This window comes from Pseudomonas sp. P1_C12, assembly GCF_056406435.1.
Window position 1 is genome coordinate 139,788 of sequence record NZ_JBFUAE010000015.1, and the last position, 15,090, is coordinate 154,877.

A 15,090-nucleotide genomic window follows, 5' to 3' on the forward strand; every position below is an offset into this window, starting at 1 on the left:
ACGCCCTGTGTGCGATGAGCATAGACGCTGTTTGGCGAGTGGTCGCCGCGGGCCTCTGATTTTCGTGGCTAGTACCCGGTCATTTCCAGATATCCGATCCCTGCATGGCTGCCACTGAGGCGCACCGGGCCTTCCCAATATGGAATGCGCAAGTCCATCCAGGCCTGGGGATTGAGCGCGGTGATGGTGATATCGAAGTGTCTGGCGGGGATCTTGATCGACCAGCGCACGGGCATCTCGCGTCCTGCCACACGCGCGGTGTCTTGTGGCGTGAGGCTGATGTCGCTGGCGTGCAGCAATTGTGTCTGGCCCCGGGCGTCGATCCAGGTGCCGATGAGGTAAGGCTCGCCGTCCTTTTGCCGCATGCGATACAGCATCACCTGCTCGCCGCTGTCCAGGTGCAGGGAGAACCAGTCCCAACCGGTCTGATTGCTTGTCAGGGGCTGGCTGCTCCATTCGCGGTCAAGCCAGGCCGGGCCACTGACCTGAAAGGTTTGGCCGTCGATGTCCAGCGTACCGCTGGCCTGGAAAAACGGCTGGCTGTAGTAATACGAGGCCTGACCCTGCTCGGATTTCTGGCTGAATCCCTGGTCCCCCTGAAGCACCAGCGGACCTGTCGAGGTCAACCGCAACCGGTAACTGAAACGCCGGTCACGAGCAATGAGCTGCAGGTCGGCTAACGGGTCGTCGGCAGTCGCCTGACTGCGCAACTGCCAGTCGTCGATCCACGCATTGAACGGCGTGAGGCTGATACCGGCCTGACCGACGCCACCACGGGCATAGCGTTCAGCCGCGTGATGCACCGTCGCCGACGTCACCGCCGCGTGACCGAGCCAGATCGTCTGATTCTGCCAACCCGCCACCTCGGGGGTGGCATTCAAGGCACTGCGGAACAACGTCCATTGCGCGCCGAACTCATGCCCCTGATCGTCCTTCAGGTTGGCCGTGACGTACCACCATTCGATGCGAAAGCCGTCGTGCGGGCCGTGATCCGCCGGGAAGCTGAACACCCGACCGGGCACCACCTTGGTGAACGCAGCGGCCTGGTTGCCCAGCCCGGCAAAACCCTTTTCTACCGGTGCCGGTTGATCGCAACCGCTCGCCAGCAGCGTCAGGAGCAACACGCCGAGCTTAATCTTCATGGGCGAACGTCCGCAGCAGGTCCGCCGGTTGCGTGCGGTACAAACGGTACAACGGCCAGGCCGAAGCCAGCAGCGTCGCCACCAGCGCCAGCCCCATCAATTGCAACAGTTGCCATGGAAACACCCGCAACGGCAGGCGCCAGCCAAAGGCCTGCACGTTGATCACCGTGTCCAGGCACCACGCCAGGGCTATGCCCAGCGGCAACGCCAGCACCAGGGTCAGCAGCGCCAGCAACCAGGTTTGCCCGAGGTTGAGCAACATCAAATGCCGACGTGTCACCCCCAGTGCCCACAGCGGCGCCAGTTGCCCGAGACGGCTCTGGCTTTGCGTCAACAGACTGATGAACAGCGCCACCCCGGCCACGCACAGCGTCAGGCTATTGAGCGCGGCGGTGGCGGCAAAAGTGCGTTCGAAGACTTGCGTGGACCAACCCTTGAGCCGCGCCTGATCGACGATGCGGCTGTCGTCGAGGGTAAAACGCGCCTGTAACGCCGCGACGAACGCAGGGATCGACGCCGGCTCGATGCGCAGGTTGAAGCGGCTCGGTGCCAATTGCGGCCAGCCGCGCTGCAGGTGATTGATATTGACCAGAATGTGGCCCTTGGGATTGCCGTAGTCGGCGTAGATCCCGACGATCCGCGGCGACCACGGGCCGGTTGGCGTCGGCAGCGTCAGGTGATCGCCGAGCTGCACGCGCAGGCGCCGGGCCAGTTGCTCGCTGAGCATCACCGCATCGTCCCTGGCCAGTCGCTCCCAAGGGTTGTCGCCCAAGGTCTCGAGCAGCGGCCAGTGCTGGCGATAGGTCGGATGGTCGATGATCCCCGACAAGTCCGTCGGCCAGCCCTGCAACTGGATCGACACCTGCCAGTGGGGCAGCACTGCCGCCAGTTGCGGCTGCTGGTCGAGCCAGCTGTGCAGCTCCCGGGCCTGGGCCGGGTTCTGTGGGTTGAGGTAAAGCTCGGCCGTCAGCCGTTGCTCGAGCCAGTCGCTGAAGGTTTGGCGGAACCCCGCGGTCATGCTGCCGGCACCGATATTCGCCGCCATGGCCAGCAGCAGCGCCATCAACGCCAGGCTCAGGGCCGGCAGTTGCTGACGGCAATCGGCGACAAACCACTGGCCGAGCACTGAGCGACTGCGCTGCGAACCGAGACTGAGCAGCGAACTGAGCACCACCGGCAGTGCCAGTGCGGCACCGATCAACAGCGCCGCCATCAACACGAAGCCAATGACCAGGCTGTCACCGAAAATCAACGCCAGCAGCGCGATCACCCCGGCCATTGCCGCCACCCCGCCCTGGCGTCGCAACCAGCGGGCATGGGCCTGATGCCAGGCCTGCGGGTCGGCCAGCGCCAGCAAGGGCAAGCGCGCCGCCCGCAGCAGGCTGCTGGCACCGGCCAGCAACGCGCCGATCAGGCTCAAGCCGATACCGCTGAACCACCATGTCAGGCTGAGGCTCAACTGCCCCGCCACTTCGGCGCCATACAAGCCACGCAGGCTGGCGGCGACATCGGGCAACAGCACACCGGCCAGCAGGTAGCCGCTGACCACCCCGGCCACACCGCCGATCAGGGCCAATCCACCCAATTCGACGGCGAGACAAGCGATCAGCATCCGCGCACTCACACCGCAGGCACGCAGGGTCCGGAGCAGGCTTCGCCGTTGCTCCAGCGCCAGCCCGATGGCGGCGTGCACGATAAACAGGCCGACAACGAACGACAGTACCCCCAGGGCATCGAGGTTCAGGTGAAAGCTTTCGGTCAGGCGCGCCAGGTTGTTTTCTTCACCGGCGCTCTTGAGTTGCAGCTGTCCCTTGAGCGAATCCGGCAGCGGCGCAGTGAAGTCCTTCGGCAACAGCAGACGCGACAACTGATCCGGCAACCCCAGAATCTGCTGGGCAAAACCGATGTCCACCAGCAGCACACCGGGCGCCATATCAGCCTGCACATGCAACGGCGGCAGTGCCGCGCCAGCCAGGTTAAAGGGCCGGTCACCCTCACGCAAATCCAGTGCCTGCAAGGTTTGCGACGATATCCAGGTAGTGCCCGGCGGGCTGAAAAAATCGACCACCTGTTCAATCGCCAGGGCCTGCCCGGCCACCGCCGCGCCCGCCGGCAGCGACACCGGCTCGATGCCCATCAACTGCAAGCGCTGCTCTTCATGGCCCTTGAGCGTGACTCGCCCTTGCAGTACCGGTGACACCGGCCACCCCGCTCGGCGCAGATCGATAAACCATTGCTGTGGAAACGTGCCGCCGCCGGGCGCACTGAGGCTGGCCTGAGGTTCGCCACCGATCAACCGACTGGCGCGGGCATAACTGTCGCGGGCCTGGCTGTTGAGTGCCTGGACGCCGGTCAACAGACTGGTGGCCAGCCACAACCCGGTCAGCACACTGAAAAACTGTACCGGGTGCTGCCGCCAGTGGCTGAGCAGGGCGCGCAGGGTTTCGCCGAAAATGCGCATGTCAGCGCGCCCCCACACCGGCAAGACGACCACCGCACAGCAGCGCTTTTTCCGCCAGCCGCGCCGCCACGCCGGGACTGTGGGTGACCATCAACAGGCTGGTGGGACTGTCGTCGAGCAATTCCAGCAGCAACTGCAACACCTCGGCGCCGGTGGTTTCATCGAGGCTGCCGGTGGGCTCGTCGGCCAGCAGCAGTTGCGGGCGCGACGCCAGCGCCCGCCCCAGCGCGACCCGTTGCTGCTGACCGCCGGACAGTTGCTCCGGGTAGCGCCGCAGCAGCTCGCCCAAGCCCAGGCGCTGCACCAGGTGCGCCTGCCAGTGTGGGTCATGGCGCCCGGCCAGACGCGCCTGAATCGCCAGGTTGTCTTCGACCCGCAGGCTGCCGATCAGGTTGAATTGCTGGAACACCAGGCCGATTTCCGTACGACGCCAGTTCGCCAGTTGCCCTTCATTCATCTGTTCCAGACGATGCTCGCCACTGCGGATGCTGCCGCGATCGATCCTGTCCAGCCCGGCGATCAGGTGCAGCAAGGTGCTTTTGCCACTGCCCGACTCGCCCATCAGCGCCAGGCTGCTGCCGGGCCTGAGCGTCAGGTCGACGCCTTGCAGCACCGGCAGCGGCCCCTGCGGTGTGGCGTAGCTTTTGAACACGCCATGGACTTCAAGCATGGGTCAACCTGCTGGATATGCCTGGTCCAAGGATAGCGGCCCTGAATGTTTTTTGTCCGTTGCTGATGATCGCCCTGCCCGAGCCCCGCCCTACCCTCGAAGCTGGTCTGACCATAACGATAAAAACGGAGACGCCATGCCTCGTTTCACCTTGAGCCCTCGTGGGCTGCTCGCTTGCCTGATCACTGCCTGCCTTGCGCAATCGGTGGTCGCCGCCGACGGACCGGTCGCGGCCAGCCCGCAAACCACGGCCAGTAACGCCGCCGTGCTGCAACAACTGCCCTTCACCGACCGCACCGACTACGAGTCGGTCACCAAGGGCCTGATCGCGCCGTTCAAGGGCCAGGTCAAGGACGCCTCGGGCAAGGTCATCTGGGATATCCAGGCCTATGACTTCCTCGCCAGGGATCAGGCCCCGGAGTCGGTCAACCCGAGCCTCTGGCGCCTGGCCCAACTCAGCGCCCATGCCGGACTGTTCGAAGTCAGCCCTCGACTGTATCAAGTGCGCGGCCTTGACCTCGCCAACATGACCATCATCGAAGGCGATGACGGGCTGATCATCATCGACCCGCTGACCATGGCCGAAACCGCCAGGGCAGCACTGGACCTGTACTACCAGAACCGTCCGCACAAACCGGTGGTGGCGGTGATCTACAGCCACACCCACGTCGACCACTTCGGTGGCGTGCGCGGGGTCATCGACGAAGCCGACGTCAAAGCCGGCAAGGTCAAGGTGTTCGCCCCCGCCGGGTTCATGGAACACGTGATGAGCGAGAACGTCTACGCCGGCAACGCCATGAGCCGCCGCGCGCAGTTCCAGTTCGGCAGCCTGCTGCCCCGGGGCGAAAAAGGCCAGGTCGATGCCGGCCTGGGCAAGAGCACGCCGAGCGGCGGCACCGTCACCCTGATCCCGCCCACCGACCTGATCGACAAGGAACTGGAAACCCGCACCATCGCCGGCCTCGACGTGGAGTTCCAGTTGACCCCGGGCACCGAAGCACCGGCGGAAATGAACCTGTACCTGCCGCAGTTGCGCGCCTTGTGCATGGCAGAAAACGCCACGCAAATGATGCACAACATCCTCACCCCGCGCGGCGCGCAAGTGCGCGACGCCAAGGCCTGGGCCGAGTACCTGGACAGCAGCCTGGCGCGTTACGGTGACAAGAGCGATGTGTTGTTCGCCCAGCACAACTGGCCGACCTGGGGCGGCGAACGCATCCGCACCTTCCTCGCCGACCAGCGCGACATGTACGCCTTCCTCAACGACCGCACCCTGCACTTGCTGAATCAGGGCCTGACGTCGCTGGAAATCGCCGATTCGATCAAGAAACTGCCTGGCACCCTCGACCAGAAGTGGTACACCCGTGGCTACTACGGCTCGCTGAGTTTCAACACCCGCGCGGTGTATCAGCGCTACATGGGTTTCTATGACGGTAACCCGGCCAACCTCAATCCACTGCCACCGGTAGAAACGGCCAAGCGTTCGGTCGAAGCCATGGGCGGCGAAGCGGCCGTGCTGGGGAAAATGCAGGCGGCAATGGCCAAGGGTGAATACCGCTGGGCCGCGCAACTGGGCAATCAGTTGCTGTTCGCCAACCCGGACAACGGCGATGCGCGCAAATCCCAGGCCCAGACGCTGGAGCAAATGGGCTATCAAAGTGAAAACGCCACCTGGCGCAACATGTACCTGACCGGTGCCATGGAACTGCGCGATGGCGTGCCACCCCAAGCGGGCACGTCGGTATCGGTGGACATGGTTCGGGCGATGAGCCCGCAGATGTTCTTCGACTTCCTGGCGGTTCGCCTGGACAGTGAAAAGGCTGTAGGCCATGACCTGACCCTGAACTGGACCTTCGAGGATCAGAACAAGGACTTCAACCTGACCCTGCGCAATGGTGTGCTGACCCACCGTGCCGGGCTCAATCCCCAGGCGGACGCCAGCGTGACCATGAGCAAGGCCACCCTGGAACAGATCAGCCTCAAGCAACTGGATATCCCGGCGGCGATCCAGAAAGGCCTGATCAAGTTGCAAGGCAATGGCAAGAAGCTTGGGGAGTTGATGAGCAGCCTCGATACCTTCGCGCCGCAGTTCAATATCGTCACGCCTTGAACCGGTGACGCGGCAAACCGCGTCGCCTCCATCTCGAGCAGGTCGGATCGCCGCACCGTCGCTCCCACACTGGATCTGTGTCATTCACAAATACTGTGAACAGCCTGGATCCCTTGTGGGAGCGACTGACGGGTCTTATTTGGCCGTAAATTTGGTGTAGCTATTGATCAGGTTGCGATAGTTCGGCAGGCGCTCAGACAGCAGGTTGGCCAGGCCTTCCATGTCGTTACGCCAGTCGCCTTGCAGCTCGCAGGCCACAGAGAACCAGTTCAGCAGGTGCGCACCGGCGGCCGACATGCGTGCCCAGGCCGCTTGCTGCACGGTGGTGTTGAAGGTGCCGGAAGCATCGGTCACCACAAACACCTCAAAGCCTTCGGCAATGGCCGACAGGGTCGGGAACGCCACGCATACGTCGGTCACCACACCGGCGATGATCAGTTGCTTGCGTCCGGTGGCCTTGATCGCCTTGACGAAGTCTTCGTTGTCCCAGGCGTTGATCTGGCCCGGGCGTGCAATGAACGGCGCGTCCGGGAACTGCGCCTTGAGCTCCGGCACGATCGGACCGTTCGGACCGCTGTCGAAACTGGTGGTTAGAATGGTCGGCAATTTGAAGAACTTGGCGATGTCACCCAAGGCCAGCACGTTGTTCTTGAACTCGTTGGGCGAGAAATCCTGTACCAGCGAGATCAGACCGGTCTGGTGGTCGACCAGCAATACCACGGCATCGTCTTTGTTCAGGCGCTTGTAAGGTACGTTGCTCATTGGAAACTCCTTGGTGGATGGTTGTCGCAGTCAACGCCGACCTGTTGGGCCGGCGCTTTTTTAAATGGGTCAGAAGGCAAAACACGAGCAGCCAAAGGCGCCCCAGAAACCGGCGAAATCGCTGACCGGCGCGTTCGACAGGCGCGCCCGTTCATGACTGTGGGAATGCACCGCGCACGGGCCGCTGCAATGGTGAACCTGGGCCTGCATCGGCGACGTCGGGCGCCAGTGGCCCGGGACCTTCACCACCGGCGACCAGTCCGGCAGCACCGGTACGCTGGCCGGCCCGAGCTTCTCGAAGTCACCGGCGCCGTACACCACCTTGCCGCCGACCACGGTCAGCACCGACTCGATCCACTTGATCGCCTCTTCATCGACGCTGAAAAAGTCCGCGCTGAGGGCCGCGACGTCGGCCAATTGCCCGACCTTGATCTGGCCTTTCTTGCCTTGCTCCGACGAGAACCAGGCGCTGCCATGGGTGAACAGTTCCAGTGCAGTCAGGCGCGAAAGGCCTTCGGCGTGCAACTCCATGCCGCCGACGGTGCGACCGCTGACCATCCAGTACAGCGAGGTCCACGGGTTGTAGCTCGACACCCGCGTGGCGTCAGTACCGGCACCGACCGGTACGCCCTCGGCCAGCATGCGCTTGATCGGTGGCGTGGCTTCGGCCGCTTTGGCGCCGTAACGCTCGACGAAATATTCACCCTGGAACGCCATGCGATCCTGAATCGCAATGCCGCCGCCCAGCGCCCTCACCCGCTCGATGTTCTGCGGGGTGATGGTTTCGGCGTGGTCGAAAAACCACGGCAAGCCGTTGAACGGAATGTCGCGATTGACCTTCTCGAACACATCGAGCATGCGGCTGATGGATTCGTTGTAGGTGGCGTGCAAGCGGAATGGCCAGCGTTGCTCAACGAGATGGCGCACCACTGGCTCCAGTTCGGCTTCCATGGTTTGCGGCAGGTCCGGGCGCGGTTCAAGGAAGTCTTCGAAGTCCGCCGCCGAGAACACCAGCATTTCCCCGGCACCGTTGTGCCGCAGGTAATCGTCGCCCTGGTGCAGCTTCACGCTGCCGGTCCAGTTCTTGAAGTCGGTCAACTCTTCCTTGGGCTTCTGGGTGAACAGGTTGTAGGCGATGCGCACGGTCAGTTGCTCATCCTTCGCCAACTGTTCGATCACCTGGTAATCGTCCGGGTAATTCTGGAAACCGCCGCCGGCATCGATGGCACTGGTCAGGCCCAGGCGATTGAGTTCGCGCATGAACTGGCGGGTCGAGTTGACCTGATACTCCAGCGGCAGCTTCGGCCCCTTGGCCAGCGTCGAGTACAGAATCATCGCGTTGGGCCGCGCCACCAGCATGCCGGTCGGCTCGCCGTTGGCGTCGCGCACGATCTCGCCACCCGGCGGGTTCGGCGTGTCGCGGGTGTAACCGGCTACGCGCAACGCGGCGCGGTTGAGCAAGGCGCGGTCGTACAGGTGCAGGACGAACACCGGTGTGTCCGGTGCGGCCTGATTGAGCTCTGCAAGCGTTGGCATACGTTTCTCGGCGAACTGGAATTCGTTCCAGCCACCGACCACCCGCACCCACTGCGGCGTCGGCGTGCGGTCAGCCTGATCCTTGAGCATGCGCAAGGCATCGGCCAGTGACGGCACACCTTCCCAACGCAGTTCCAGGTTGTAGTTCAAGCCACCACGGATCAGGTGCAAGTGCGAGTCGTTGAGCCCGGGAACCACACAACGGCCCTTGAGGTCGATCACCTGGGTGTTCGAACCACGCAGGGCCATGGCCTGGGCATCGCTGCCGACCACGACAAAACGACCGTCGCTGATCGCCACGGCGCTGGCGAGCGGTTTTTCGCGGTCAACGGTGTGGAATTGACCATTGAACAGAATCAGATCGGCGTTCATCACGGTTCCTCGTGCAAAGTAGCGGGAGACAGCCAGGGCGCAAACAGACGCGTCGCCATGGGCATGAAGATGTAAACCACCGACAGCACGATGGTCAGGGTGATCAGGAACGTGGCAACCACGTAGTTGGAGAGCAAGGCGTTGAGCCGCAACAACGGCCCCCAGAGCAGCGGCACCAGCAAGGTGTGCGGCAGGATCACCAGCAGCGTCACCACTGCTTGCTTCCAGCGCGGCGGTGGCGTCCCGGCTTCGGCCTGGGGCGAAAACCAGAACTCGTTGACCGGATTGACTTCGGTCTGGTCGCCATCGGCGAGCATCGGCGCGGCTTCGTCGACCAGTGCCTGGCGTTGCGGTGAATCGAGCCAGTTCTGCATCGCTTCGGTCGAGCAAAAACGCAGCACGCAGGTGTAGGTATCGAGGCCGGTGTGCTTGCCACGCACCACATCCACGCCCAAGTGCCCGACGTTCTGTGCGGCCACCTTGACGATGTTGCGCAGCCAGGCTTCATAAGGCACTTCGAAACCGGCCTTGACCCGGTGTTTGACGATCAGGGTCACCACCTCATCAGGCCCGGGACTTGCCGGCTCACGGCGATTGGATTCAGACATAACGCAAGGCTCCGGCGAAACGGACATTGAGCGCCAGCCGTCCCGGCCCGGCGATGAAAATGCTGGTGAAGACAATCAGCAACAGCCAGCCGAACTGGCCTTCGAAGAGGGTCCACTGCGGATGCACGATCAACATCGACACCCACAGCACAAACAGAATAGGCAAACATGCCAGACGCGCCAGCAACCCGCCGACGATCAGCAGCGGGCACACGACCTCGGCGAAAATCGCCAGCACCAGCGTCAGGTTCGCGCCCAGGTGGAAAGGGTCTTCGATGTTTTGCAACTCGGCACTGTAGTGCAGCAGCTTGGGCAAACCGTGCACCCACAACAGGAACAGCCCGCCGCTGACCCGCAGGAACAGCAGCCCCCAGTCTTGCGCCCGATCATCGCGTCGCGAAGCGTCCATGGCCTACCCGCACAAATGAAAAAACACCGGCGCCGATGCGCCGGGACTGGATTCGATAGTGCCGGGACGGGGGGAGGAAAAATTGAATGTACGTGCTCTGTTTGCGGGAAGACCGAGATCGACCAAACGACATGGAACCCTGTGGGAGCGAGCTTGCTCCCACAGGTTTATTTGTTGTTGCCTCTACCGGGTTATTCCTGCGGGTCGAGATTATCCAGCGCCCGATTCACCGCCAGCTCACCAAGCATGATGATCTGCGCAATCCCCAGCAGCGCGTTGCGATGAGGGCTTTGCAGAAATCCCGCAAGGTCACTGGCCATGATGCTGGCCGAGGCCAGGGATTCGCAGGCGTGGGCCAATAGAGTTTCGGTATTGATGTCGGGGGCGATGACAAACATCGTGCTGGGTTTGTGCGATGGAGCCGGATCTTTCGGGGGATTGAGGTAGTGATCCAGTGCGCGGTCGGCGGCTTCGTGGAGCTTTCTGGAGTCGAGCGAATCGTAGGGGGAAACGTCGTCGGATTGCGGGGGATTCGGGGTTGGTTTGAACATGGCGGAGCTCCTTTATACCTGGTAAAACCACCAAAACCCGTCGCTAAACAAGTAAGGGTGGCAGCTGTACGCAGGTTAGCGAACCGGGAGGTATAAGACCCGGCAGACCCGAAGGTCTCCCGCGCACAGCCACCATGTCGAAAATTGCAAACACACGAATATGTGCAATAGAGACTGGAGCCTTGTTGCGCTTATACCTGGTCGGGTCGCTAAACCCGGTCGCTGAAGTTACAGCGACAGGGAAACGATAAAGACCGAGTACAAGACTCACAAGCCGGCGGATTCTGGCGTAGTTGTAGGCAACGACGCAAGGCGGTGTGCCTTTCAGGAATAGAGGCTGACGGCTTTTAAACAGGGCTGTCAGAACACTGCATATTCCCTGTGGCGAGCTTGCTCGCGATGGCGGCATTACATCCGGCACTGGTGTTGACTGATCCACCGCTATCGCGAGCAGGCTCGCTCCTACAGGTGCTGAGTACATCTGTGAGAGATTGGTTGGCTGGCTGGCCGCCTTCGCTGGCAAGCCAGCTCCTACAGTTGATCGGCGTACACAGACGCTTCTCACCACTCATCAGGCCGAGCGTTAGCTCGCCTGCAGCTCTTGATCTTGATCCACCCGCCCCCTCGGCAGGCTGAGTGGAGGTGTTCATCCGGGGATGGGCGCGCAGCGCCGTTCGACGCAGTCGAACTCATTGCATGTAGGTCGAAGCGAAGCCGACCGGAGGGCAATGCCCCCGGATGAATACCGCAGCGAAGGAACGCCGAGCCTTAGCGAGGGGCCGTACGTTCGGGGCGAGCGTTTTTTTGGTTACTTTTTTTAGGCGCTTGTAAAAAAAGTGACTCGCCGTAAGGGCGAAACCGCCAGCCGCCGTTACCGAAGAAACGGATATGTACTCGATCATGAAGGAATATCCAAAGCCACAGACATGAACTGACTGATCCGCGACCGCAACCACCGCTCCGCCGGATCATTGTCATGCACCCCGCTCCAGGCCATCGACAACTGCGCCGCCTCAATCTCGAACGGCGGATCCTCGGCCCGCAACCCACACCCCTCCACCAACGCACACGCCGCATAATCCGGCACGGTGGCAATCATCTCGGTCCCGGCGAGCAACGCCCGCAACCCACTGAACTGTGGCACCCCCAGCACCACACGACGACAGCGCCCGACCTTCGCCAGATCCAGATCGATATTGCCGCTCAAGTCCCCCGAGAACGACACCATCGCATGGGGCCGCTCGCAGTACTCATCCAGGGTCAGCGTCCCCGGCCGGGTGTCGCCGCGCAGCACCTTGCAGGGAATATCGCGCAGCTTCTTGCGCTTGGCATTGGCCGGCAGATCCGTGGTGTAACTCACGCCCACCGAGATTTCCCCCGACGCCAGCAGCGCCGGCATCAACAGGTAATTGGCCCGCCGCACGACCACGACGATGCCCGGTGCTTCCTCTTGCAACTGACGCAGCAACGGTGGAAACAAACCAAACTCGGCATCGTCCGACAGACCGATGCGGAACACATCGCAACTGGTCTCCGGGTCGAATTCCTTGGCCCGGCTGACCGCGCCGGAAATGGTGTCCATCGCCGGCTGCAACTCCTTGAGAATCGCCAACGCACGCGCCGTCGGTTCCATGCCGCGACCGTTGCGCAACAGCAACGGGTCGTCGAACAGATCGCGCAAACGCCCCAACGCGGCGCTCACCGCCGGCTGACCCATGAACAGTTTTTCGGCGACGCGGGTCAGGTTCTTTTCGAACATCAGGGCTTCGAAAATCACCAGCAGGTTCATGTCGACGCGACGCAGATCGTTACGGTTCATAGGCTCGGGTTCCTTGTGTGGTCGGCCAGGCGCGAGAACTGCCGACTTTACTCGATCAACGGCACGTTCGCCGCTCGTTTGTACGGTCCGTATTCCACCGGCACCCACTGGAAATGCTTGCCTTCGGCGGTGATATGACCGATGCCGGGGAATGGCAGGTGCGCCGCCGTCACCCAGGTCTTGCTGGTGGCAGCGGCACTGAACACCTGGTTGCGGCTTTTGATCGCATGCTGGCTGTCGACGTCGAAACCGATCGATACCTCAGGGTGCAGGAATTGCACGGCGAGGTTGTGCACCAGGTCGCCCATGAACAGGATGCTTTGCCCTTGCGAGGTGAAACGGTACGTGGTGCTGCCCGGCGTGTGTCCGGCTTCCAGTTGCGCCTCGACCACGCCCGGCAGCGGCGACTGGCCGGGGGTGAAGGTCTTGAATCGGCCGGCGGCCACGTAAGGTGCGGTGGAATCCTGGGCGATTTTGAAGTAGCCCTTGGCCGCTTCCGGTGCCTTGGCCAACGCCTGCGGGTCGAGCCAGTAGTCGGCTTCGGCCTTGGCCGCGTACACCGTGGCATTGGCGAACAGCGGTTGCTGCTGGCCATCCACCAGACCGCAGACGTGATCCAGGTGCAGGTGGGTGATCAGGATGGCGTCCACCTGCTCGGGTTTGTAGCCGGCCGCTTGCAGGTTGGCCGCAAGCTGGCCGGCGGTAGGACCGATGCATTGCCCTGCCCCGGTATCAATCAGGACAAGCTGTTTACCGGTATTGACCAGAAAGGCGTTGAAGGCGGTCTGCACACCCGGGGTTTCAATCGAACGACGGGCCAACAGCGCGCGGATCTGGCTCTGGCTCATGCCTTGCAACAGCTTCGGCGACAGGTCGTTATAACCGTCGAACAGCGCCGTCACTTCGTAATCCCCCAGCGCCAGCCGGAAGTAACCGGGTACTTGCGAGCCCACCTGCGCAGGCGCCTGGGCCAGCGCGTTGGCGGATATCAGAACCAGGCCGATGGCGCCCAGCGTTCCCTGCCATGTCCGTTTCATCTGTTCACCTTTTCAAACCAATCGACGGTCCGTTGTGGCCCGCTCCAGATTGCGCATCTTGTGCCCATCGACGTCGCCCGCACTTGCAACGATGTGCTGTGTTCACAACCTCGGGCATGGAATTAACAACGTTTAACTCGTCAGCCACAGCGGGCGCCGCCAACAATGAAGCCCTCAGCGCAGAACTGTTTTTCCAGAGTAACGGTGCTGATCGCTCAAACCGGGCGCCAGTGCTTTTCCTCCCCCGACCGGACAATGGCCATGGCTTTCCCACAGCACACCTCCGCCCGCGCACTTGCCAGCGAACCACGCAAGACCAACACCGGCGGCCTCAGCTCGCAGCGCGAACGGCTGGTCAAACAACTGATCCTCGAACGCCTGGGCGACAGCCTGGAAGTCAGCGAACTGGCACAGGCCTGCGCCCTCTCGCGCAGTCACTTCTCCCGCGCGTTCAAGTGCAGCACCGGCCTCTCGCCCCAGGACTGGATCCGCCAGCAGCGCGTGGCCCTGGCCAAGCAATTGATCCAGTACACCGACATGAGCCTTACGCAGATCAGCCTCGAATGCGGCTTCTGCGATCAGGCGCACTTCTGCCACATTTTCACCCGCAGCGAAGGCATCAATCCGTTTGCGTGGCGCAGTCAGGTGGTGCATGGCCTTAAAAGCAAAAGATCGCAGCCTTCGGCAGCTCCTACGGGCATGCACGCAACCCTGTAGGAGCTGGCGAAGCCTGCGATCTTTTGATCCGGCTTTTTAACTTTTCAAGAACGCCAACAGGTCAGCGTTGAGCTGATCCTTGTGGGTGTCCGTCAAACCGTGAGGGGCGCCCGGGTAAATCTTCAGGGTCGAGCCCTTCACCAGCCTTGCAGAGGAGACTCCCGCCGCTTCGTAGGGCACGACCTGATCCGCGTCGCCATGCACCACCAGGGTCGGCACGTCGAACTTCTTCAGGTCTTCGGTGAAGTCGGTTTCCGAGAACGCCTTGATGCAGTCATAGGCGTTCTTGTGCCCGGCCATCATGCCCTGCATCCAGAACCAGTCGATCATGCCCTGGGACGGTTTCGCGCCGGGTTTGTTGAAGCCGAAGAACGGGCCGCTGGCGAGGTCGATGTACAGCTGCGAACGGTCGGCCAGCGAGGCCTGGCGGATGCCGTCGAACACGTCCAGCGGCAGGCCGCCGGGGTTGGCTTCGGTCTTGAGCATCTGGGGCGGCACCGCGGAAATCAGCCCGGCCTTGGCCACGCGCCCGGTGCCGTGGCGACCGATGTAACGTGCCACCTCGCCACCGCCGGTGGAGAAGCCGAACAGCACGACGTTTTGCAGATCGAGCAGCTCGATCAACTGCGCCAGATCGTCGGCGTAATGGTCCATGTCATTGCCCGACCACGGCTGGCTGGAACGCCCATGACCGCGACGGTCGTGGGCGATGACCCGGTAGCCCTTGGAGGCCAGGAAAATCATCTGCGACTCCCAGCTGTCGGCGTTCAGCGGCCAGCCGTGACTGAAGACAATCGGCTGACCGGTGCCCCAGTCCTTGTAGTAGATCTCGACGCCGTCGCGGGTAGTAAAGGTGCTCATGGGTGATGCCTCCTTAACGAGGGTTGGGGTGTGAA

The 15,090-nt window shown here is 62.5% G+C and carries 13 protein-coding genes; 2 read left to right on the forward strand and 11 right to left on the reverse strand.

Going from position 1 to position 15,090, the window contains the following annotated elements; translation table 11 throughout:
* Window positions 1-68: 68 nt before the first annotated feature.
* Genes AC1D19_RS23370 through AC1D19_RS23380 form a run of 3 tightly spaced genes read right to left on the reverse strand, consistent with a single transcriptional unit; the run spans window position 69 to window position 4,273 of the window.
* Window positions 69-1,142, reverse strand: coding sequence for a lipocalin-like domain-containing protein (locus AC1D19_RS23370; RefSeq protein WP_477764679.1), 1,074 nt, complete (start codon window positions 1,140-1,142; stop codon window positions 69-71).
* Window positions 1,132-3,603 carry an ABC transporter permease gene (locus tag AC1D19_RS23375; protein ID WP_477764680.1) on the reverse strand — a complete coding sequence of 824 codons (2,472 nt, stop codon included), beginning with the start codon at window positions 3,601-3,603 and terminating at the stop codon, window positions 1,132-1,134. Before AC1D19_RS23375 ends, AC1D19_RS23370 begins: the two co-directional genes overlap by 11 nt.
* Window position 3,604: 1 nt before the next feature.
* Window positions 3,605-4,273: an ABC transporter ATP-binding protein gene (locus tag AC1D19_RS23380; protein ID WP_477755077.1), complete on the reverse strand. Its 669-nt coding sequence runs from the start codon at window positions 4,271-4,273 to the stop codon at window positions 3,605-3,607.
* A gap of 136 nt (window positions 4,274-4,409) precedes the next feature.
* On the opposite strand from AC1D19_RS23380, the gene AC1D19_RS23385 reads away from it, so the two are divergent.
* Window positions 4,410-6,383 carry an alkyl/aryl-sulfatase gene (locus AC1D19_RS23385; RefSeq protein WP_477764681.1) on the forward strand — a complete coding sequence of 658 codons (1,974 nt, stop codon included), beginning with the start codon at window positions 4,410-4,412 and terminating at the stop codon, window positions 6,381-6,383.
* Between the two features lie 135 nt (window positions 6,384-6,518).
* Here AC1D19_RS23385 and ycaC read toward each other — a convergent pair whose 3' ends face one another.
* The 7 genes from ycaC to AC1D19_RS23420 form a co-directional block, all read right to left on the reverse strand.
* Complete coding sequence (gene ycaC / locus AC1D19_RS23390) at window positions 6,519-7,145, reverse strand: isochorismate family cysteine hydrolase YcaC (RefSeq protein WP_095942850.1); 627 nt, start codon at window positions 7,143-7,145, stop codon at window positions 6,519-6,521.
* 69 nt (window positions 7,146-7,214) lie between these two features.
* Window positions 7,215-9,053, reverse strand: a complete 1,839-nt coding sequence (locus tag AC1D19_RS23395; protein ID WP_477755079.1) for an amidohydrolase — start codon at window positions 9,051-9,053, stop codon at window positions 7,215-7,217.
* On the reverse strand, window positions 9,053-9,661 hold the full coding sequence (locus AC1D19_RS23400) for an antibiotic biosynthesis monooxygenase (RefSeq protein WP_477755080.1): 609 nt from the start codon (window positions 9,659-9,661) through the stop codon (window positions 9,053-9,055). The genes AC1D19_RS23395 and AC1D19_RS23400 overlap by 1 nt, the downstream gene beginning before the upstream one ends.
* The gene (locus AC1D19_RS23405) at window positions 9,654-10,070 is read right to left on the reverse strand and encodes a DoxX family protein (protein WP_218432098.1); all 417 of its coding nucleotides are present in this window, start codon (window positions 10,068-10,070) and stop codon (window positions 9,654-9,656) included. The genes AC1D19_RS23400 and AC1D19_RS23405 overlap by 8 nt, the downstream gene beginning before the upstream one ends.
* Before the next feature lie 191 nt (window positions 10,071-10,261).
* Window positions 10,262-10,621 (reverse strand): DUF6124 family protein, encoded by a 360-nt coding sequence (locus AC1D19_RS23410; RefSeq protein ID WP_477755081.1) that lies wholly within the window; start codon window positions 10,619-10,621, stop codon window positions 10,262-10,264.
* Between the two features lie 898 nt (window positions 10,622-11,519).
* Window positions 11,520-12,440 (reverse strand): LysR family transcriptional regulator, encoded by a 921-nt coding sequence (locus AC1D19_RS23415; RefSeq protein WP_477764682.1) that lies wholly within the window; start codon window positions 12,438-12,440, stop codon window positions 11,520-11,522.
* A gap of 47 nt (window positions 12,441-12,487) precedes the next feature.
* Window positions 12,488-13,477 carry an MBL fold metallo-hydrolase gene (locus AC1D19_RS23420; protein ID WP_477764683.1) on the reverse strand — a complete coding sequence of 330 codons (990 nt, stop codon included), beginning with the start codon at window positions 13,475-13,477 and terminating at the stop codon, window positions 12,488-12,490.
* A gap of 261 nt (window positions 13,478-13,738) precedes the next feature.
* On the opposite strand from AC1D19_RS23420, the gene AC1D19_RS23425 reads away from it, so the two are divergent.
* Window positions 13,739-14,194 carry a helix-turn-helix domain-containing protein gene (locus AC1D19_RS23425; RefSeq protein WP_477764684.1) on the forward strand — a complete coding sequence of 152 codons (456 nt, stop codon included), beginning with the start codon at window positions 13,739-13,741 and terminating at the stop codon, window positions 14,192-14,194.
* 36 nt (window positions 14,195-14,230) lie between these two features.
* On the opposite strand, the gene AC1D19_RS23430 is transcribed toward AC1D19_RS23425, so the two are convergent.
* Window positions 14,231-15,055: an alpha/beta fold hydrolase gene (locus AC1D19_RS23430; protein ID WP_477764685.1), complete on the reverse strand. Its 825-nt coding sequence runs from the start codon at window positions 15,053-15,055 to the stop codon at window positions 14,231-14,233.
* Window positions 15,056-15,090: the final 35 nt, after the last annotated feature.